Source organism: Shewanella psychrotolerans, from assembly GCF_019457595.1.
Lineage (GTDB): Bacteria > Pseudomonadota > Gammaproteobacteria > Enterobacterales > Shewanellaceae > Shewanella > Shewanella psychrotolerans.
The window spans coordinates 409636-431440 of record NZ_CP080419.1 but is presented as its reverse complement, the minus strand read 5'-3'; the positions used below and the strand labels follow the sequence as shown (position 1 = coordinate 431440).

20 protein-coding genes are annotated in these 21805 nt (G+C 46.4%); 3 read left to right on the top strand and 17 right to left on the bottom strand.

Translation table 11 applies throughout. The annotated features are described in order from the left end of the window. Positions 1-6: 6 nt before the first annotated feature. The 15 genes from lpxC to mraZ all read right to left on the bottom strand — a co-directional run bounded on the left by lpxC (position 7) and on the right by mraZ (position 16984). The gene (gene lpxC / locus K0I62_RS01980) at positions 7-927 is read right to left on the bottom strand and encodes a UDP-3-O-acyl-N-acetylglucosamine deacetylase (protein ID WP_220069893.1); all 921 of its coding nucleotides are present in this window, start codon (positions 925-927) and stop codon (positions 7-9) included. A 178-nt stretch (positions 928-1105) separates the two neighbouring features. Further along, positions 1106-2281: a cell division protein FtsZ gene (gene ftsZ, locus K0I62_RS01975; RefSeq protein WP_220069892.1), complete on the bottom strand. Its 1176-nt coding sequence runs from the start codon at positions 2279-2281 to the stop codon at positions 1106-1108. Positions 2282-2314: 33 nt separating this feature from the next. Next, positions 2315-3550, bottom strand: coding sequence for a cell division protein FtsA (gene ftsA, locus K0I62_RS01970; RefSeq protein ID WP_028763076.1), 1236 nt, complete (start codon positions 3548-3550; stop codon positions 2315-2317). Positions 3551-3553: 3 nt separating this feature from the next. Continuing rightward, positions 3554-4318, bottom strand: coding sequence for a cell division protein FtsQ/DivIB (locus K0I62_RS01965; protein WP_220069891.1), 765 nt, complete (start codon positions 4316-4318; stop codon positions 3554-3556). Between the two features lie 149 nt (positions 4319-4467). Next, positions 4468-5919, bottom strand: coding sequence for a UDP-N-acetylmuramate--L-alanine ligase (gene murC, locus K0I62_RS01960; RefSeq protein ID WP_220069890.1), 1452 nt, complete (start codon positions 5917-5919; stop codon positions 4468-4470). A gap of 1 nt (position 5920) precedes the next feature. Next, positions 5921-7006 carry an undecaprenyldiphospho-muramoylpentapeptide beta-N-acetylglucosaminyltransferase gene (gene murG / locus K0I62_RS01955; RefSeq protein ID WP_220069889.1) on the bottom strand — a complete coding sequence of 362 codons (1086 nt, stop codon included), beginning with the start codon at positions 7004-7006 and terminating at the stop codon, positions 5921-5923. Continuing rightward, positions 7006-8220, bottom strand: a complete 1215-nt coding sequence (gene ftsW, locus K0I62_RS01950; RefSeq protein ID WP_220071248.1) for a cell division protein FtsW — start codon at positions 8218-8220, stop codon at positions 7006-7008. Before ftsW ends, murG begins: the two co-directional genes overlap by 1 nt. Further along, positions 8213-9544 carry a UDP-N-acetylmuramoyl-L-alanine--D-glutamate ligase gene (gene murD, locus K0I62_RS01945; protein WP_220069888.1) on the bottom strand — a complete coding sequence of 444 codons (1332 nt, stop codon included), beginning with the start codon at positions 9542-9544 and terminating at the stop codon, positions 8213-8215. Before murD ends, ftsW begins: the two co-directional genes overlap by 8 nt. A gap of 6 nt (positions 9545-9550) precedes the next feature. After that, positions 9551-10633 (bottom strand): phospho-N-acetylmuramoyl-pentapeptide-transferase, encoded by a 1083-nt coding sequence (mraY, locus tag K0I62_RS01940; RefSeq protein WP_220069887.1) that lies wholly within the window; start codon positions 10631-10633, stop codon positions 9551-9553. Then, positions 10633-12003 (bottom strand): UDP-N-acetylmuramoyl-tripeptide--D-alanyl-D-alanine ligase, encoded by a 1371-nt coding sequence (locus tag K0I62_RS01935; protein WP_220069886.1) that lies wholly within the window; start codon positions 12001-12003, stop codon positions 10633-10635. Before K0I62_RS01935 ends, mraY begins: the two co-directional genes overlap by 1 nt. After that, on the bottom strand, positions 12000-13469 hold the full coding sequence (gene murE, locus K0I62_RS01930) for a UDP-N-acetylmuramoyl-L-alanyl-D-glutamate--2,6-diaminopimelate ligase (RefSeq protein WP_220069885.1): 1470 nt from the start codon (positions 13467-13469) through the stop codon (positions 12000-12002). Before murE ends, K0I62_RS01935 begins: the two co-directional genes overlap by 4 nt. Next, positions 13466-15202: a peptidoglycan D,D-transpeptidase FtsI family protein gene (locus tag K0I62_RS01925; RefSeq protein ID WP_220069884.1), complete on the bottom strand. Its 1737-nt coding sequence runs from the start codon at positions 15200-15202 to the stop codon at positions 13466-13468. The genes murE and K0I62_RS01925 overlap by 4 nt, the downstream gene beginning before the upstream one ends. Then, a complete protein-coding gene (gene ftsL / locus K0I62_RS01920) occupies positions 15199-15513 on the bottom strand; it encodes a cell division protein FtsL (RefSeq protein WP_220069883.1) in 315 nt (104 codons plus the stop codon). Before ftsL ends, K0I62_RS01925 begins: the two co-directional genes overlap by 4 nt. A gap of 37 nt (positions 15514-15550) precedes the next feature. Next, positions 15551-16492 carry a 16S rRNA (cytosine(1402)-N(4))-methyltransferase RsmH gene (gene rsmH, locus K0I62_RS01915; RefSeq protein WP_220069882.1) on the bottom strand — a complete coding sequence of 314 codons (942 nt, stop codon included), beginning with the start codon at positions 16490-16492 and terminating at the stop codon, positions 15551-15553. Between the two features lie 33 nt (positions 16493-16525). After that, the gene (gene mraZ / locus K0I62_RS01910; RefSeq protein ID WP_220069881.1) at positions 16526-16984 is read right to left on the bottom strand and encodes a division/cell wall cluster transcriptional repressor MraZ; all 459 of its coding nucleotides are present in this window, start codon (positions 16982-16984) and stop codon (positions 16526-16528) included. A 409-nt stretch (positions 16985-17393) separates the two neighbouring features. Between mraZ and K0I62_RS01905 the strand changes: the two genes are divergently transcribed. From K0I62_RS01905 to K0I62_RS01895, 3 genes are all read left to right on the top strand, one after another. Further along, the gene (locus K0I62_RS01905) at positions 17394-18101 is read left to right on the top strand and encodes a peptidase (protein ID WP_220069880.1); all 708 of its coding nucleotides are present in this window, start codon (positions 17394-17396) and stop codon (positions 18099-18101) included. Continuing rightward, entirely contained in the window at positions 18098-19141 is a 1044-nt protein-coding gene (locus K0I62_RS01900; RefSeq protein WP_220069879.1) for a PepSY domain-containing protein, read from the top strand. The genes K0I62_RS01905 and K0I62_RS01900 overlap by 4 nt, the downstream gene beginning before the upstream one ends. Positions 19142-19307: 166 nt before the next feature. After that, the gene (locus tag K0I62_RS01895; protein WP_220069878.1) at positions 19308-19607 is read left to right on the top strand and encodes a hypothetical protein; all 300 of its coding nucleotides are present in this window, start codon (positions 19308-19310) and stop codon (positions 19605-19607) included. 47 nt (positions 19608-19654) lie between these two features. On the opposite strand, the gene glpK is transcribed toward K0I62_RS01895, so the two are convergent. Continuing rightward, positions 19655-21142: a glycerol kinase GlpK gene (glpK, locus tag K0I62_RS01890; RefSeq protein WP_220069877.1), complete on the bottom strand. Its 1488-nt coding sequence runs from the start codon at positions 21140-21142 to the stop codon at positions 19655-19657. Between the two features lie 16 nt (positions 21143-21158). Next, a complete protein-coding gene (locus K0I62_RS01885; RefSeq protein ID WP_220069876.1) occupies positions 21159-21635 on the bottom strand; it encodes a nuclear transport factor 2 family protein in 477 nt (158 codons plus the stop codon). Positions 21636-21805: the final 170 nt, after the last annotated feature.

Below are 21805 nucleotides of genomic sequence, written 5' to 3'. Positions count from 1 at the left end.
ACTGAATTAGGCGAAAGTGGCGCTGGTCGGCACCGCGAAGCTCACTGGAGCCTCTTCTTCTTTCTCGAAACTCACTAACTCCCAAGCATCTTGCTCGGCTAACAAGGCGCGCACCAATTGATTATTAAGTGCATGCCCCGTTTTATAGGCACAGAATTCGCCAACAATGGCATGACCAGCGACATAAAGGTCACCGAATGCATCGAGTATTTTGTGCTTAACAAACTCATCCTCATAACGCAGACCATCGGGGTTGAGGACGCGATATTCATCAAGCACAACGGCATTTTCCATGCTGCCACCTAACGCCAGGTTATTGGCTCGCAAATATTCGATGTCGCGCATAAACCCAAAGGTTCTCGCACGGCTGATATCACGAACGAATGCAGACGATGAAAAATCCATCACCATATGCTGCTGACTTCTGGCGATTTCAGGATGATTAAAATCGATAGCAAAATCGACTCTGAACCCTTTAAATGGACGTAACTCTGCCCACTTGTCGCCATCTTCAACACGCACAGGGCGCTTGATTCTTAGATATTTTTTAGCTGCCGCTTGCTCTTGAATGCCAACTGATTGCAATAGGAAAACCCATGGGCTAGCACTGCCATCCATGATCGGAATTTCGGGCGCATCGACGTCGATAACTGCATTGTCGATCCCTAACCCCGCTAACGCAGCAAACAGATGTTCAATCGTAGAAATACGAACACCATCGTCATTTACCAGCGCCGTACACATGGTTGTTTCACGAACTTGATCCGCTTTGGCTGCAATCGCAACGCTAGGGGTTAAGTCAGTACGAACCAATACGATCCCAGTATTAACTGGCGCGGGTTTGATCGTCAAAGTCACCTTGTTACCGGAATGCAATCCGACACCAGTGGTCTTAACCATTTCTTTAACAGTTCTTTGAAAAATCATGTATTTACCCGTTATACCTCAACAAAAAGCATACTATTTTTGCACAACAAAGCAGCGCAAAAGGCGCGGCAGGTCGGACATGCTAGCATATCTTTGCCAATTAACCAAAATTTAGCGTTTTAATGGCTTAAGTGCTAATTTTGGTCATCGCAGTCACTAGCAATGTCTAACAACCCAATTAGTCAGCTTGCTTACGCAAAAACGCTGGAATATCTAAATAATCAAGATCGCTTTTAGGCGCCGTCGCGGAAGCAGGTTGTGCAACTGGCACTACATTACCTGCACCCATCGCTTGTGGCATAGCTTCATCAACTGGTAATTCGATCTTTACTTCTGCTGCAGCCACTTGCTCTTGACGAGGAGCAGGCTTAGACACCAACTGAATGTCAGGCTTCTTCTCTGCACCAATACCGGTTGCAACAACAGTTACACGTAGTTCATCGCTCATTTCTGGGTCGATAACTGCGCCCACTACCACAGTGGCATTATCTGATGCATAGGCCTTAACGTGATTACCGACAGTTTCAAACTCTTCGATACTCATGTCCATGCCTGCAGTGATATTCACAAGTACACCACGTGCACCCGCGAGATCGATATCTTCAAGCAATGGGCTTGCAACCGCAGCTTCTGCAGCCTCTTCAGCGCGATCTTCACCACTCGCAACACCCGTACCCATCATGGCATTACCCATCTCAGACATCACGGTTTTCACATCCGCGAAATCCACGTTGATAAGACCAGGACGAGTAATGAGTTCGGCAATCCCCTGTACAGCACCAAGCAGCACGTTGTTCGCGGCAGCAAAAGCGTCGAGTAAAGAGGTGCCACGACCTAAAACTTTAAGCAGTTTCTCGTTGGGAATAGTGATCAAAGAGTCGACATGCTTAGCGAGCATTTCGATGCCTTGGTCAGCATAGGCCATGCGCTTTTTACCTTCGAAAGGAAAAGGCTTAGTCACTACAGCAACGGTTAGAATGCCCTCTTCTCGGGCAATTTCTGCCACCACTGGCGCAGCACCGGTACCTGTACCACCGCCCATCCCCGCAGCAATAAAGATCATGTCAGATCCTTTGATCGCATTGCGGATATTTTCTCTATCTTCTTCAGCCGCTAGACGCCCAATCTCTGGGTTCGCTCCAGCACCAAGTCCTTTGGTGACGTCTCGGCCTAATTGAATCGTAGTGCCAGCCGCTGATTTACGCAGCGCCTGTGCATCTGTATTTGTGGCAACAAACTCAACACCTTCGATGTTGTGTTTTACCATATGTTCAACGGCGTTTCCGCCGCCACCGCCAACACCGATGACTTTAATCACCGCCTCGTCTGAATGGCTATCCATGATCTCAAACATGGTATTATCTCCGTTTAGTCTGCGTTATTAAGCTTAAAACTCGCCCTTAAACCAACTTTGGACCCGATTCCAAAGACTGGTTACCCCTTGGCGCTCAGGTCGCTCGAACTGACGTTCAATCACCCTTCTTGCACCATAATGTAACAACCCAACACCTGTGGAGTAGATGGGTTGGTTCACATATTCAAATAAACCTTTTACAGGTAATGGTTCGGCCACTCGAACCGGCATACCAAATGTCGCTTCGGCAACATCTACCGCTCCTTCGATTGAGGCCGTTCCCCCTGTTAATACAATCCCTGCGGCAACTTGATCTTCAAGGCCACAGTCTCTTAATTCTTTACGTACCAATTCAAACAACTCTTGGTAACGAGGCTCAACCACTTCAGCCAAGGTATGTCGAGACATGGTACGAGATGGACGTCCACCAACCGATGGCACTTCGATACTGTCTTCACGACTGACCATCGAACTTCTAGCGCTGGCATACTGCACTTTAATCTGCTCAGCATGCGATAACGGCGTACGGAAAATCTTGGCAATATCGCTCGTCACTTGGTTCCCCGCGACAGGTACAACCGCACAGTGCCTAAGCGCACCATTGGTATAGATGGTGATATCTGTGGTTCCCCCCCCCATATCAACTAGGCATACGCCTAAGTCTTTCTCATCATCAGTCAGTACTGAATCGGCTGATGCTATTGCCGAAAACACCAAGTCATCAACTTTTAGACCGCAACGCTCAACGCTTTTAGTAATATTTTTGGCCATATCATTAGCGCAGGTGACGATATGCACCTTAGCTTCCATACGCATACCCGACATGCCAATGGGACTCTTGATACCATCTTGCACATCGATGGCATATTCCTGCGGTAACACATGCAAAATACGACGCTCGGTAGGGATCTTCACTGAGCGAGCGGTATGAATAACGTTATCAACGTCTTCCTGAGTCACCTCTTCGTCATTAATCGATACCATGCCATTTTCATTTTGACATTCAATATGCTTACCTGAGATCCCTAAATAAACAGATGCCACCTGGCAATCGGCCATCAACTCCGCTTGATCAAGCGCTCGTTGCACGCTACGCACGATGGAATCAAGATCGTTAACACCACCTTTGTCCATGCCACGGGAAGGATGGCTACCTAAGCCGACCACACTGATCTCACCGTCAGGTAGCACCTCGCCAATGATCACAGCAACTTTAGATGTTCCTATGTCTAATCCAACGATCAGATTTCTATCTTGATTCTTGGTCATTAATTAATGGCTCTCTTCTTGTGCATCATCCCAACCTACGGCCAATCCGGTATCGTAGCGCAAATCTACTCTAACAAAGGGTTTCCCCTGTTTTACCAATGTGGGGTACACATCGATAAATCGTTGAACCCTTGCCATTTTATCTTCTCGTCCTAAATTCAATTTTATGCCGCTGTCTAATACGCCCAGCCATGCATGTCGAGGACTCAACTCTAAGTGGCTTAATTTAAAACCATTTATTCCTAACAACTCACTGACCAACTGATAACTGTTCAGTACCGACAACGCCTGATCTTCAGGGCCAACTAGATAAGGTAATTCACCTGCTCCCTCTTTCATTGGCGCTTTAAATACCTGTCCTTGATCGTTAAGCCAATCAGTTTCATTCCAATGAGCCACTGCGGTTTGCTCAACCAAGTACACTTTTAATTTTGCAGGCCATTCGCGCCGAACCGAGGCTTGATAAACCCAAGGCAGCGCTTCTAGCGCCTGCTGTACTTGATTAACATCTGCCGAAAAAAAGCTGCGTTGCATTAAATCCTGCAAAGCTTCTTGAATCTCTTCGTCGGACGTAAACCGCCTTTCACCTTTAATTGCTACTGCTTCAATCGGCAGTGCATCTGCATCATTTAACACCTGATGAAGCTTCCAGCCCCCCATGCATAAGCCACAGAGAACAAGGAATAGAAAAATCAAACCAAAACAGAGATACCAGTCCACCCGTTCCAGTCTCTTTTTCCAGCGAATTCCAACTTCACTCCAGGACATTATTTATCGCCCTAACACTCTATTTTTAGAGCAAAAAACAACCAGATCTTTATTCATATGCTGTCGTAAATAACCGGTCATTATAGCGACCTCTGCCATAGCGTCAAAAGCTTCATCAACGGCCTATAAATCCGTACCCAAAAACGGCATTATTGAGTCTGCTCAAATAGCAGATTCGAGTCGGCCAGCTGACGACTTATCGCACCAATATTACCCGCACCTTGAGTTAGCAACAGATCTCCGCCCTGCAACACACTGGGTAAAATTATCTGTAACTGCTCAGGATCGGCAACGAAAATCGGTTCAAGTTGTCCACGCTGTCTTATGGAACGACATAAGGCGCGACTATCGGCACCTGGCACCGGCGTTTCACCCGCGGCATACACATCAAGCAAGAGCAAACAATCGACCTGAGCTAACACCTCGACAAAATCTTCATAAAGATCGCGGGTTCGACTATAACGATGAGGCTGATAAATCATCACTAAACGCTTTTCAGGCCATCCTGAACGCGCAGCCTTAATCGTGGCGGCCACTTCGCTTGGATGATGACCGTAATCATCGACTAGCATCACATCGCCAGCGTCGATAGCGAATTCGCCAAGCTGTTGAAAGCGACGACCAATCCCTTGGAACTCGGCTAGCGCTTTAACAATTGCCGCATCTTCAATCTCATCTTCCGTTGCAACCGCAATCGCTGCCAACGCATTAAGCACATTATGCTGACCAGGTAGATTGACCTTCAATTCGAGATCATCCAAACCTTGGCGGCGCACAGTAAAGCTGCAGCTATAACCTTGCTGAACAAAATTAAGTGCCTGCACATCCGCATCTTCACTAAAACCATATGTCACAGCTTTTCGGGCAATGCGCGGTAATAACTCTCTCACCACAGGATCATCGATACAGGTAACCGCAACGCCATAAAAAGGCAGATTATGCAAAAAGTCGACAAAGGTAGATTTTAACTTTTCAAAATCGCCTTCATAGGTATCCATATGATCGGCTTCAATATTAGTTACCACGCTGACCATAGGTTGCAGATGCAAGAAGCTGGCATCGCTTTCATCGGCTTCGGCGATAAGGTAACGACTCTTACCCAATCGCGCATTGGTACCAGCGCTGTTAAGCAAGCCACCGATAACAAAAGTTGGATCGCGCTCAGCCTGTGCATAAATACTGGCGATTAAACTTGTGGTCGTGGTCTTACCATGAGTACCGGCAACGGCAACACCATGACGATAGCGCATCAATTCAGCCAGCATCTCCGCTCGGCGAACAATGGGGATACGCAGCTCTTTGGCAGCCATAATCTCTGGATTACTAGCATCAATCGCCGTCGATACTACCACTACATCGGCGCCTTGAACTTGTTCGGCCTGATGGCCAATATAGACATTAGCTCCTAATCGTCTTAATCGAGTGGTCACGGCGTTTTCGGCAATATCAGAACCACTTAAGCGATAGCCTTCATTTAGCAATACTTCAGCAATGCCGCCCATACCCGCACCGCCAATCCCAACAAAATAGATCTGCTTTACACGACGCATCTCTGGGATAAACGTTCTTAATTGTGCGTATTTCTCTTCGGCTTTACTCATTTTAATCCTTATTTGCCAGCGCGATACAAACCTCAGCAACTCTGTCTGTTGCATCTAATACCGCAACACTTTTGGCTAATGCCCCCATCTCATCTAGGGCCTTTCTGTCTGAGGCCAGCATCTCTAATTTGCTGATCAACTTTTCACTGTCTAATACGGCTTGCGGTAATAAAAAGGCACCGCCAGCTTCAACTAATACTTGGGCATTTTTGGTTTGATGATCGTCCACAGCATGGGGATAGGGAACCAATAAACTGGGTACCCCCACCGCAGCCACTTCTGAAACCGTAAGCGCGCCGGCTCTACATAGCACCACATCTGCCCAGCGATATGCCGCTTCCATGTCATCAATAAACTCAGCAACTTTAACGCGACCCGAATGGCCAAGTTGTTGATACTCACCTTCAACAGTCGCCAAATTTCCCTTACCTACTTGATGCCATACCGTAATCGAATGGTGATTACTCACCGCCGCTGTGACCACTGGCATTAAATCGTTAAACACTTTAGCACCAAGACTGCCGCCAACGACTAAGACCCTTAAGGCATCGTCTTCTGCGTTGACTGAATCTTGCTGACCCAATGCAATCAACTCAGTTCTAATTGGATTACCAACCACTTCAGCGCCAGATTCAAAGGTATTTTGAAACGCACATAACACCCGAGTGGCGATACGTGATAGCAGCTTATTGGTCATGCCAGGAATCGCATTTTGCTCATGTAACACTAACGGTATACCGCTTAATCGCGCTGCAACACCGCCGGGGCCACTTGCAAATCCCCCCATTCCCAAGACAACATCAGGCTTAAACTCATTGATCACGTTACGTGCCTGTATAATCGAACGCAGGATCTTAAAGGGTGCGGCCAATTTCCGAATCACACCATTGCCGCGCACACCTTTGATATCGATGAAATCGATATCAAATCCATGTTGTGGTACTAAGCGAGCTTCCATTCGCTCGGCCGTACCAAGCCAGCGTACTTTCCAACCTTGTTTTGCCAAATGCTTAGCCACAGCTAACGCCGGGAATACATGTCCGCCCGTGCCACCAGCCATGATCAAAATTCGTTTTTCTAAGACCATTATTTCACCCTACCTTGTACCGCCTGAATAAGGCTTAATCGTCGTTCATGGTCAATTCTAATTAATATCATCGCTGCTGCGGTCATCACCCACAGGCTACTGCCGCCATAACTAATAAACGGTAACGTTAGCCCTTTAGTGGGTAACATCCCTATACTAGCGCCAACATTCACCACAGTTTGAAAGCAGATCCAGATGCCAATTGAATAAGCTAAATAACCTTCAAACGCGCTATCTCTAAGCAAACACAAATTGCCTAGTTTTATTGCTCTTAGTGCCACAAACAATAAAACTGACAACACCACAATAATGCCGATGAACCCAAGCTCTTCTCCGATCACGGCGAAGATAAAATCCGTATGTGCTTCGGGCAAATATTCCAACTTCTGAATACTGTTCCCCAAACCTTGGCCTAACCAATCGCCTCGCCCATAAGCCATCAAAGATTGCGTCAACTGATAGCCGCTGCCAAATGGATCTTGCCAGGGGTCCATAAACGAAGTGACTCGTCGCATCCGGTATGGCTCTAGTAGAACCAACCCCACAAATGCCATCGCTCCTGTTAAGATCAACGCAAAAAAGTCGAGTAGTCTCGCCCCAGCCAAAAACAGCAAACCAACTGTGCCGACGAATAAAACCACGACTGTACCCAAATCTGGTTGCAGTAAGATCAAAAAGGCATAAACCGCAAATACAGCGATGGGTTTATAGAAGCCTTTAGCGTTCTCTCGCACCTCTTGATGCCGCCTAACCAGATAACCCGCCATATAAATGGCAAAAGCAAACTTAGCTAACTCAGCCACCTGGATCCGAATAGGCCCAACCGATAACCAACGAGTCGCACCGTTAACCGTGGTACCAACGATTGGCACTGCCAATAACATAATGCCAACGACTAACAGCAATATCGGACTCAATTGTTGCCAACGATACATTTCAATCTGTAAGACAACTGCCGCAATAACGATACAGCCCACAATATAAGCAACATGGCGCCATACAAAATGATATGGGTTACCCGTTAAACTCTGCGCCTCAGGCATCGACGCCGACATCACCATAATAAAGCCGAAACCAATCAGCGACATCACAGCAAAGAGCAGCGATCTGTCATAGAGCTGCATCCCGGGCGCTTCACGCTGACTAAACAAACTCGGTAGCGACCAAGCGAGTGAGCCACCAAATAAGTTGAGCTGACGCTCATCGTTACGCATTGACAGCCTCAGCATCTAGTGCTGCAACTTGTGCTTTAAAATCATCGCCACGAGCCATGAAGTTGCTATACATATCTAAGCTCGCACATGCGGGCGACAACAACACTATATCCCCCTCTTTCGCCAGTGCAGCAGCTTGAGTGACCGCTTCTGCCATTGATTTAACCTTGATCGCCCCCTCAAATATCGCCGCGATCTTATCGCCATCTTTGCCTAAAGTGATAAGTTGGCTGACATCTTGGAATGCCTCAGAAAGCTGAGCAAAATCAGCACCTTTACCTTCGCCGCCAGCAATAAGGATGATATCTCCTTGATGAGCCGATAACCCATTGAGCGCGGCAACCGTAGCCCCAACGTTGGTTGCTTTAGAATCATTAACAAAGCTGACGCCATGTCGCTTTGCAACCAACTCACAGCGATGTGCAAGTCCTGTAAACTGGGTCGCCACCTCAATCATGGCCGCCTTTTTTATCCCTACACTGTCAGCCAATGCCATCGCGACCAATAAATTAGCCTGGTTATGACTACCGACTAACGCAATTTCTTCTACCGCAACATATTCAGTCGTGCCATGAACCAAAACGCCATGATCGATCCCCCACTCATCGCCATCGGGTTGCGATAAACCAAAACTGGTTTGATTCATGGGCTCGTTTGGCAGTGTCAGTAAGTCGTCTCGATTAACGATAGCCAGCTTAGACTGCTGATATAACTTCAATTTGGCCTGACGATATGCATCTAAATCAGAATACCTGTCCATGTGGTCTTCACTGATGTTTAGGCAAGTGGCACTGATGCAATTTAGGCTTTTAGTGGTTTCAAGCTGAAAACTAGAAAGCTCTAGAACATAAAGTTCATAATCTTTATCAAGCAAATCCAACACGGGAACACCAATGTTACCGCCTAGGGCATAGTTGATCCCTGATTTAGCCGCCATCAACCCAACCAGCGTCGTCACAGTAGACTTGCCATTTGAGCCAGTGATACCAATGACGCAAGGCGCCTTATCCGCGATAGCACGGGCAAAAAGCTCCACGTCACCGACAATATCAATCCCCATATCTAAGGCCGCACGGATCTCTGGCGTATCCATAGGAATACCGGGACTAATAACAATCTGACTCGCTTGTACCAAATAGCGGCAATCAAATCCGCCAGTGATCAACAACACCTCTGGAAATTCATTAGTTAGCTGATCGCGTCCAGGCGGGTGCTCACGACTATCCATCACCAACGGTGTGATGCCCTGCTTAGTCAAATAACGCACGACTGAAAGCCCTGTAGCTCCCAGACCTAAAACGACGTGCGTATAACAACTTGCCATAGCGTTTTACCTTAGCTTTAAGGTTGCTAAACCTAGCAACACTAAAAACAGTGAGATAATCCAAAAGCGCACGATCACTCGAGGCTCAGGCCAACCTTTCAATTCGTAATGATGATGTATTGGTGCCATTCTAAAAATACGCTGACCACGCAGTTTGTATGAACCGACCTGCAAGATCACCGACACTGTTTCCATCACAAATACGCCACCCATAATCACTAACAAAATCTCCTGGCGCACCAAAACGGCAATCGTGCCTAAGGCCGCGCCGAGAGACAAAGAGCCTACATCGCCCATAAAAACTTGCGCTGGGTAAGTGTTAAACCATAGGAACCCCAAACCTGCGCCGACGATTGCAGTGCAGACGATCACTAACTCGCCCGAACCTTGCAAATAGGGAATATGGAGATAATTAGCAAACTGAACATGGCCCGATAAATACGCAATCAAAGCAAATGCCGCGGCAACCATCACCGTTGGCATAATCGCCAAGCCATCTAAACCGTCCGTTAAGTTAACCGCATTACTGGCACCAACGATGGTGAAGTAGGCGAGCACGATGAAAAACACACCGAGCTGGGGCATCACATCTTTGAAAAAAGGCACCACAAGTTGGGTTTCACCCACGTCTTGCGCCGACGCATAAAGGTAAAAAGCAATTGCCAGCGCCGCGAGGGACTGCAAAATATATTTCCAGCGAGCGATCAATCCTTTAGTGTCTTTGCGTACCACCTTGCGGTAGTCATCAATAAAGCCAATTAAACCAAATGCGCCTAATACAAACAACATCACCCATACGTAACGACTACCGAGATCTCCCCAAAGCAGCACACTGATAAACACACCAGCCAAGATAAGTAAGCCGCCCATAGTCGGGGTTCCACGCTTACTGAAATGAGATTCCGGCCCATCGTTACGAACCACTTGACCTATCTGCAACATTTGCAGACGCTCGATCATTTTAGGTCCCCACCAAAGGCTAAATACCATGGCAGTTAACAGGCCAAGAATGGCCCTAAATGTGACGTAGGAAAATACGTTAAACCCTGAATAAAATTGGGTTAAATACTCAGCCAGATAAACCAGCATTAAAACAACTCCTTGCGCTCAAAGGCGACAATTAAGGCTTCGACAACTCGCTCCATTTTAGCGCTACGAGAACCTTTAACTAACACAGTCACATTTCCTGTTAACTGGTTAAAATAATTAACTAAACCGACTACTAACTCATCTAAATGGGTAAAATGTTGCCCCGAAAATGCCTCACTGCTATTTCGGCTAAGCTCTCCTAGCGAGAACAACGCATCGATCCCCTGCAATTTAGCTTTTTCGCCTAATTGCCGATGTAAAAGGGCCGCATTGTCCCCTAATTCCCCCAAATCGCCCAGCACTAAACAACGATTTCCTTCAATTTCTTGAAGCCAGTCAATGGCCGCGCCAACCGAGGCTGGATTGGCGTTATAGCTATCATCGATTAATAGGATTCGACCTAGCTGAGTTGGCTGCATCCGCCCCTTGACTGGTGTGAGTAACTTAAGGCCAGCCACTATCTCATCGAGACGCAAACCGAGCGCCAAGCAGATAGAGGTTGCCGCCAGAGCATTACTCACCTGATGACGACCAGATAAAGGCAAGATGACGGGTCTCACTTCGCCTTTGTAGGTCAATTGAAACTGATAACGCCCGACAACATCAGCTTTCAAATCAGTCGCTAATACATCCGCAACCTGACCTTGGCTAGAGAAAGAAAGCTGCCGATAGGCTTTTGCCGCCTTTCGCATGACATCAGCAAAGTCATCATCGGCATTAATCACCGCAACACCGTCTGCCGCTAGATGATTAAAAATTTCTGATTTTGCTTTGGCCACCCCTTCGAGGGAGCCAAAACCTTCAAGATGCGCCGAGGCGACATTATTAACCATCGCCACATCAGGTTGCACCAAAGATGAAGTGTAATTAATTTCTCCGAGATGATTTGCTCCTAATTCGAACACGCCATACTCATGTTGGGGTTCTAGACGTAGCAGAGTTAAGGGCACACCCACTTCATTATTGAAGTTTCCCGCGGTATAAAGCACCGAGTGCGATTGAGACAAAATCGTCGCCACCATCTCTTTGACACTGGTTTTACCGTTTGATCCCGTTAATGCAATCGATTTAAGCGCAATGATTTTCTTTATATAAGCACCTATCTGCCCCATCGCCTTCTGAGTGTTAGCCACCACAAGTTGTGGGACTGCGATAGGCAGTTCACGCTCAACCAGCAATGCTCTCGCGCCATTGTTTACCGCTGTTTGAGCAAAATCATGCGCATCGAAACGCTCACCTCTCAATGCAACAAACAGGGTATCTGCATTGGCTTCACGGCTATCAGTGGAGATCGCTTTAATCGTGGCATCTTGCCCAACTAAGCTAGCATCCAGTTGCACAGCAAGTGTTGATAGGCTTAAAGGGATCATAGCGCTCTCCTTGAGATCGCTTCTGCAAACGCTCGTTCATCATAATCTAGACGCTTGCCCGCTATTTCTTGATAAGTCTCATGTCCTTTACCTGCGAGTAAGATAAGATCGCCAGATGAAGCGAGTGTCATCAATTGTTCTATCGCCTTTTGACGATCGACTTCAGTCAATGCCACTTGCGGGCGGGATAAACCGTTAAGTACATCCTTGATAATTAATTGAGGATCTTCGCTGCGGGCATTATCACTGGTGACCATAACACAATCGGCGTTAGCTTCTGCAGCCTGTGCCATCAAAGGACGTTTGCCTTTATCACGATCACCGCCACAACCGAAAAGACACCAGAGTTTCCCTTGGCAGTGGCCTCTCAATGCCTTTAAAGATTGTTCGATTGCATCTGGGGTATGGGCATAATCGACAACAAGAGTGACACCATTTCGAGCGGTAAAACGCTCCATTCGACCGGCAACAGGGCATAGGGTCGACACATGTTTTAGCAATTCAGTCATCGAATAACCACACAGATACAGTGCTCCCAGTGCGGCAACCAAATTGGAGAGATTGAATATCCCAAGTAAAGGTGAGTCAATCAACGCCTCACCTTCGGGCCAGACCAAGGTCGCACTCACGCCATTGGCGTGTTGTTTTACATCCTTGGTGTAAATAGCCGCATGGGGACTCCCCAAAACACTAAAGCCGATCAGACCTTTATCGCGCCGGTCTTGTAACCACTGCAGACCGATATGATCATCAACATTGAGTAAGCCACTCGATAGCGAACTAAAGCGAAATAGACGTTGTTTGGCTGCGCCGTACGCATCCATGGTGCCATGGTAATCGAGATGATCACGACTCAAATTGGTAAACACTGCCACATCAAACGGCACGGCATCGACGCGCCCTTGAACTAGACCATGACTAGAGACTTCCATTGCACAAACTTTAGCGCCTTGCTGGTCAAAATCATGGATCTGACGCATCACAGTTATCGGATCGGCCGTGGTATTGCCACTCTCGGTCAACTCGCCCCACAAGCCATTACCTAAGGTTCCCATGACGGCACTTTTGAGCGCCATACCTTCACATAACTGAGCGATTAACTGAGTTACCGAGGTTTTGCCATTAGTCCCGGTCACTCCAATCAACTTGGTACGTTCAATGCCGAGGTTATAAACTTGGGATGCTAATGCTGACAGCTGACGCGATAGTTGAAAAAACTGGATCTGCAAACCAGCGTCACGGCTGACTTTGCCATGTTGCTGAGGGTTATCGGTATGAACCAAGGCTGCGACGGCACCTTGACTCAGAGCAGCCTCAATAAACTGACGCCCATCGACTTGATGCCCAGGAACAGCGACGAAAACAAAACCTGGCGCGATCTCACGACTATCAAGGCTTAAATGAGTCATAGACTCAGGGCCAGAATAATGAAACCAAGGGGCAAGCAGATCTCGGATTAACATCATTCGCCTCTCCTGACATTGCCCGCTAATTTAATTTTTTCACGAGCGCTAATTGGCTCAACATTTAACATCTGTAGTGCACCTGACATCACTTTGGCAAACACGGGAGCAGCAACATCGCCGCCATAATAACGATCGCCTTTTGGCTCATTAACAACCACGACCATAGCAAGTCTTGGATTGTGTACCGGCGCGACCCCAGCAAATAGGGCAACATAATCTTCACCATAACCACCTGCGACAGCCTTACGTGCAGTACCTGTTTTTCCCGCAACTGGGTAGCCATCAATGTGGGCTTTCTTCGCTGTGCCACCCGGCTCAGTAACACCAACAAGCATCTCCATTACGCTCTGTGCCACATGAGGAGAGATCACCTGTTCGCCTTCAGGCTGTTGTTTTAGCTTTAAAATCGATGAGGGATACAAAACACCGCCGCTCCCCAACATGGCATACATGCGCGCGATCTGTAGCGGTGTCACAGTCAATGCGTAACCAAATGAGAGAGTGGCACGTTCGAAATCAGACCAACGACGACGATCTTGGATAATTCCTGCGCTCTCACCAGGTAAATTGATTCCTGAGTAGTTCCCCAACCCCATAGATTGGTAATAGCCAAGTAGCTCTTGCACCGGCATAGATAAGGCAATTTGGGTCATCCCCACATTACTCGAATGCACTAACACATCGCCTAAACTCATATCGCCGTAATTACGGCCATCACGAACAATTTTGCCACCGATACGAATACGCCCAGGATGTGTCTTAAATATTTGATCTTCTTCGATAGTACCCGCTTCTAGGGCAGCGGCAACCACAAGAGGTTTAATGGTCGAACCCGGCTCGTAGGCATCAGTCAAGGCCCGGTTACGCATACGGTAACTCTGTAAATTTTCGCGAGAGTTTGGATTATAAGATGGCGTATTGGCCATGGCTAACACTTCACCAGTGTGTACATCGAGAACAACAATTGATGCAGATGTAGCCTGATTAATTTCAGTTGCCCGCTTGATCTCACGATAGGCTAATTGCTGAATTCGCTGATCGATACTAAGCACTAAATCATTTGAATTTTCACCGGTTTGTACCGTATCGAGACGCTCAACGACATGGCCATCACGGGATTTACGCACCTTCTGTTTAGTCGGCGTTCCAGTTAACCAATTGTTGTAAGTGTTCTCTATGCCTTCGATACCGATATCATCGATATTGGTTAGTCCGACAAGTTGTGCGCTAATTTCACTGGTTGGATAATAACGACGTGATTCTGATTTAAGATAAACGCCAGGGAGTTTTAACTGTTTAATATATTCAGCAACCGCTGGAGTCACTTGACGTTTCAGATAAGTAAATCGCTTCTTAGGATTAGATTGCACTCGCTCAAGAATGGCATCTTTAGGCTCGTGTAAAACGTCAGCTAACGCCTGCCAGCGACGCATATCGGCGAAGCCATCTTTGTCATGAACAACTTTCGGGTCAGCATAGACAGCTTTAACTGGCACGCTCACCGCCAGCATCTCACCGTTACGATCGGTGATCATACCGCGATGCACTTCGCGACTCGTTGTACGCAAAGTGCGCATATCACTCTCGTGGCGCAGTTTTTCTGGTTCAATGATCTGAATATAGGCAGCACGCCCAACTAAACTGGTAAACAATACACACACAAAAGCCACCACGACGTATAAACGCCAATGGAACAGTTGTGGTTTTTGCTTACGTTTAGCCTGCTTATTCACGGTATTCTTACCACCACTTCTTCGTTGGGCAGCGGCCTGCTCATATTTAGCTCTTTAGTCGCAATACGCGTTACGCGACTATGCTCCGATTGCGATTGTTCTTCGAGTAGCAAATTACGCCACTCAATATCGAGCCGATCTCTTTCCTGTAGCAACTGATCCCACTGGGTCGTGTATTTACGGCTAGCATGGCTGGTATACACAACCAACACAGCATTTGCTAACACGATAACAGCCAGCAACAGCACCCATTTATGATGCCAGAGATCCAGTAAAACGATTCGGGTTAGGTTTAGTTGCGATTTACTCACTAACGCTGCCCCTTAACTCGATATTTACCAAACACTGTTAATAATCTAATCTTTCAGCGACTCGCAGCACTGAGCTTCTGGCTCTGGCGTTACGATCGATCTCTTCAGCAGAAGGCTTAATCGCCTTGCCTACCGCCTTTAATAATCTGGTCTTATTTATTTCCGCCTCGGTGATCGGCAAACCATGAGGCACCGACTCGCCCTGGCTATGTCGGCGAATAAAGCGTTTAACCATACGATCTTCTAATGAGTGAAAACTGATCACCGACAACCGTCCCTGGGGAGCTAATACGGTTACAGCCCCCTCTAAAGCCTGATCTATCTGCTCTAATTCGCTATTGATGTAAATACGAATGGCCTGAAACACTCGGGTCGCGGGATGCTTGTTACGCTCTTTACTCTTAGTGATCCTTGCGATTAAATCCGCCAACTCTTTAGTACGCAAAAACGGGGTTTTCTCTCTATCGGCAGCGATGCAACGAGCGATATGACGTGCATTTTTTTCTTCGCCATAGGTCTTAAACACCCATGCCATATCTTCTATCTCTGCACGGGCAAGCCACTGTGCGGCAGTTTCACCTTGAGAATTGTCCATTCGCATATCGAGTGGACCATCGCGCAAAAAACTAAAGCCGCGCTCAGCATCATCAAGTTGAGGTGATGAAACCCCAAAATCGAATAAAATACCGTCGATTTTACCTTTGAGATTGAGCTCATTGACATATTGTGCCAACTGGCCGAATCCACCATGAACGATGGAAAAACGCTGGTCATCGGCAAACTGCTCAGCAGCAGCAATAGCTTGAGGATCTCTATCGATAGCAATTAATCGTCCATGCTCGCCAAGTTGCTTAAGCACTTCACGAGAATGGCCACCACGGCCAAACGTGCCGTCAATGTAGATACCATCAGGCTTAATATTGAGTCCTGCTACGGTTTCAGTTAGCAATACGGATAAATGCGCAAATTCTTGAGTCATCGCTCTCTTCTATCTATTGAGTTAATCTCTTTATTACAAAGAGAAGTCCGCCAAACGTTCGCTTTCAGCAAATGCTTCACTCTGAATCGCTTCGCGGCTATGCTCGATCTGTTGCTGCCATGCAGCTTCATCCCAAAGCTCGAATTTATTTAGTTGACCCACCAACATGGCATGCTTATCTAAATTGGCATACTGACGCAAAGGCGGTGGTAACAACAGACGGCCGTTACTGTCTAATTCACACTCATGGGCGTAACCAAGCAGCAAACGTTTCATGGCTCGCTCTGGTCCTTGGGTATCTGAAAGATGCAACAACTTGGCTTCAATTGTCTTCCAAGCTTCTAGTGGATACAGCAACAAACAGGTAGATTGAAAATCAACGGTAATCACTAATTGGCTATTAAATTCGACGTGCAGCGTCTCCCGGTATCGCTTTGGAATGGCGATCCGTCCTTTAGTATCAAGGTTAATAGCACTTGCACCGCGAAACACGTTAATCTGTCCCTGTTTGAATTAATAGATCCACAAATATCCACAATTTCCCACGAATGCTAAGTTTAGAGATACAACGCAAGCATTGTCAAGGGATGAAACTATTTATAAATCCAGTATTCAAGCGGGTTTCCAGCATGGTTGTAAATTTTTGATAACAGTGTCGTTGCGGGGTTATAAGTGGGGTTTTCAAACTGGATTTGTTGGAAAAACAAACAGAAGTAAGCAGTTAGATCGATCTAAATGATCCTAAAGTGGATCTTTCGCCCAAATTTAGGCCATTTAGCTCTTTTTAAACACTCAAATACAAAGGTAGCCAATCGTTCTTGGATAACTGATTGTTAGCAGATAAAAAATAGCTTGAGCCTCGAAGTCATCTCCCATAGGATGTGCAATAAAAACGAAAACTATGTTCACTAGCACTCAGCGTAATTGGATTCGAAAATCACACAAATGGCTGACCTTGGCCATCAGTATTCAGATAATGCTCTGGCTTATCTCTGGTCTCTACATGGTATTAATGGAGATCGATTTTATTCGAGGCCAGCATTTAGTTAATAGCGATAAGCTAGAACTCGATATTTCAGGCGATATATTAAGCTTCGCCGAGCTGTCTACCACCTACCCCAGCGCCAACAGTATTACCTTGTATGCGTCGGCGATTGAACCTAGATATAAGATCAAAACCGATAAACAATTACAAGTGATCTCAGCCTTAACAGGAAAACCTGTCGCTAAGATCACCAAAGCAGAAGCGCTATCACTCGCTAAGCTATTATACACTGGCTCAACTGAACAAATTGAAGCCACCTTGCTGATGACAAGTCCACCCAGTGAGGTCAGCGCTCGCGCTTTACCCCTTTGGCAAATTAATCTAAATGACGCGCTCGACACTCGGCTCTATATTTCAGCAACTACTGGCGAATTAATGAGTAAACGCCATGCTTATTGGCGTATTTTTGATTTTATGTGGATGCTGCATATCATGGATTATGACGAACGTGAAAATATCCATAATCCACTACTCACAGCAATAAGTATTATCTCGCTACTATCCGCCCTTAGTGGTATTGCACTGTTGTTGGTCGCTTTTCAAAAACCTGCGAGTAAAACATGATGATACAGGCTCGCACTTTACATCGTTGGCTAGGATTGATTGTCGGCGGACAAATGCTGATTTGGATTGTGACCGGACTCGCCTTTAATTTGGTAAATGAAGACTACTTTAATGCCAACCACTACCGCACAGGCATAGACACTAGCACTCTTGTTAAGCAAGGCGAAAATGAGATGCTGGATATAAAACCTGTTTTAACACAACTCGCCAATGAGTCGGTTCAATCAGTGACCCTCGAAACTCTGCTTGGTCACCCCATATTCAGAATAAAAACCACAGCCGCAACTCATAGTTATTGGGGGGCTGATCTTAGCCCTTTAAGGCTTAGCAAACAGCAAATTAAGCAACTTGCTCAAGCTAGCTACAACGGGCCTGGATTAATAAGCCCACCACAACCCGCTGCTGACGAAGCACAAAAATATGCAGCAAGTCCTATGCTACTTAGGCTCGACACCAACGATGAACTGGCAACATCAATCTATATCGATGGCAACACTGGTGAAGTAAAAGCCCATGAAAATCGGGGATCACGCCTCAAGCAACTGCTCTTCATGTTGCATTTTATCGACTACTTCCCAAGCAATGGTTTGAGCTTTAATCACCTAGCGGTTCGGATTGTTGCGCTGCTTGCCTTTATATTAGGTGTAAGTGGCATGACAATAATGGTGCGCCAGATGAAAGCAGGGCATTATCGCTTAATCAATAACAAACAGAGCAATAAACAAGAAAACCAACAGATCATTTTACTCTCTCCTCAAGGCGAAATTCTTGAACACCTAACACTGCACCACTTAAATTTACTCGACAATTTGAATCACAAAAAAGAGCGCATTCGAACTCAATGTGGTGGCGGTGGCCAATGCGGAATGTGCAGAATAAAAATCCTGAACAATCCGCCACAACCGACTCAAGAGGAACTAAGTAAGCTTCGTCCACAACACCTTGAGGAGGGCATTCGTCTTAGCTGCCAACATCTAAACATTAGTGGCGAAGTGTCACTCATTAGCGCAGCTCAGCTACGTCATTGGAATATGCAATAATATTTATTTTCATATAGTTATAGATAACGACGGCAATAAGGCTGGCTTTCGAACTGCAACGAACATAAAAAGCAATAATACCAATCAGTATAAATAGATTAAAATTCAACCAGAAACGGCCGATATAACAGTAGGAGCTGTTATTTAGTCATTAATGGAGGAAAATATGGTCGCGTTGGATAGCTTGTACGCCATGTTGGCAAGGCCTGTGATCAAGGTCGATAAGCGAAAAAGAGTAGTAGAGCAAACCGAAGACATCGATAGCATTCATGCCGATAGTCATGAGGCTCCTCAGTCTCAGCTTCCACCGCATCTCGAGCGTCGCCGTCATCTCGAACGCCGTACAACGTCACGAGGAGATCGTCGAGGTAAAACCAAAAAAGAAGAGGAACAACAAAAGAGACAAGAACAAGAACAAGAAGATGTTATCTCATCTCCACTTCCTCATATCGATATTGACGTATAGATAGTGATAGCCTTAATCTGCACTGAACTATTAATCCATAATTAAGCTTATTTATCCGTCACTTGTGATACAGCCTGCTTCCAACCAAAATATAAACGTTGGCGCTCTTCATCGGCAATAATCGGCTTAAAGCTACGATCTAATCCCGCCTTGTGTTTTAACTCGGCTGTCGATTGCCAAAAGCCCACGGCCAGACCAGACAAAAAGGCCGCGCCCATCGCCGTGGTTTCGGTAACGACCGGACGCTGAACTTCTACATTGGTAATATCGGCTTGAAATTGCATTAGAAAATCATTCGCAACCGCACCACCGTCGACCTTTATCTGCTTTAACTCCACGCCGCTGTCCTTAGTCATGGCATCAAGCAGATCCTTACTTTGATATGCAATAGCCTCTAGCGCAGCGCGAATAATATGATTCCGGTTGGCACCGCGCGAAAGCCCAACCAAGGCACCTCTCGCATTAGCATCCCAATAGGGTGCCCCTAAACCGACAAAAGCTGGCACCAAATACACACCATTTGTATCATTCACTTTTAAGGCGAAGTATTCCGTATCTTGGGCATCACGGATCAAACCTAGTTCATCACGTAACCATTGGATAGTCGCCCCTCCCATAAACACCGAACCTTCTAGCGCATAGTTAATCTCACCTTGGGGTCCCACCGCAATTGTGGTTAGTAGTCCATGACTAGATTTCACCGCTTGTGATCCGGTATTCATAAGCAAAAAGCATCCTGTTCCGTAGGTGTTTTTAGCCATCCCCTCATCGATACATAATTGACCAAATAACGCTGACTGTTGATCGCCAGCCATACCCGCAACAGGTATCTCTCCGCCCTCTCCTGCAATCCGGGTCTTACCATATACCGCACACGAAGGTTTAACTTCCGGCAACACCGCACGAGGAATATCCAGCTCTCTGAGCAAGGTTTCATCCCATTGCTGCTGATGAATATTAAACAGCATGGTGCGTGAAGCGTTAGTGGGATCGGTAACGTGAACCCGACCTTCGGTCAATTTCCACACCAGCCATGTATCTATGGTACCAAACAGCAAACGCCCCGCTTCAGCTTGTTGACGAGCATTTGGAACATTATCTAAAATCCAGCGAATCTTTGTCGCTGAAAAGTAAGGGTCGAGCACCAAACCGGTATTTTGCTGAATATACTGTTCGAGTCCACGCAGCTTAAGTTCTTCACATAAAGGTTGACTGCGACGACACTGCCACACGATCGCGTTATGAATAGGCTTTCCGGTTGCTTTATCCCAAACAACCGTCGTTTCTCTTTGATTGGTGATGCCTATTCCAGCGACTTCATCACTATGAATACCTGCTCGGGCTAAGACTTCGATTAATGTCGAGCTTTGAGATGACCAGATCTCCATAGGATCGTGTTCAACCCAACCAGCTTTGGGATAGATTTGGCTAAATTCACGCTGAGAGGTCGCCACAATATTTGCATCGTGGTCAAAAATAATGCTACGAGAACTGGTAGTGCCCTGATCGAGAGCAATGACATACTTTTTCTTCACTGGACACTCCAAACAATTACTGATGAATCTCGTCAGACTCTGGGGTCACAGCAGTGTCAACATCTGCGGGCTCATCGCAAGCATGAGCGGGCAAATACCAAAATTCGGCAATCTTACCATCTTGCACCCGAAAGTTACCAATACTGCACTGACTCAATTGCTCCCCATCGGCGCTCCAAGCGATACGCTCAACTGTGCTGACATAATGACCTGAAGCGACCATCTGTAATATCGACGCTTGTGGATTATTTAAGGTTTCAAAATAATCGGTCATCGCCGCGCCAAATTGCGCCTTATCAGAGGTTTCTACTTCCACTTTTGTACCAGAAATATGCATCCAGCGAACATCATCTGCAACATATTGCACCATAGCGCTGACGCTATGCTGGTTATAAGCGGTGATAAAGCGGGTGACCACCTCAGAAGCGCTATCTGCAGCAATAGCGGATGTTGGAAGTAAAGCGATGCCAATGGCGACAAGATAGGGTTTCATTTTAACCTCTTATTTAAATTAATGTGCGCCTAACAACACACTGCGAAGTAGCAAAAATTAGCTGCAGTATAATAGGACGAAAAATGAGATATAACCAAAAATGCGTTGAGAATTAGACGAATATAATCCGATGTAGTTCATAGATCCAATAAATATTCTCGAGATAAAAA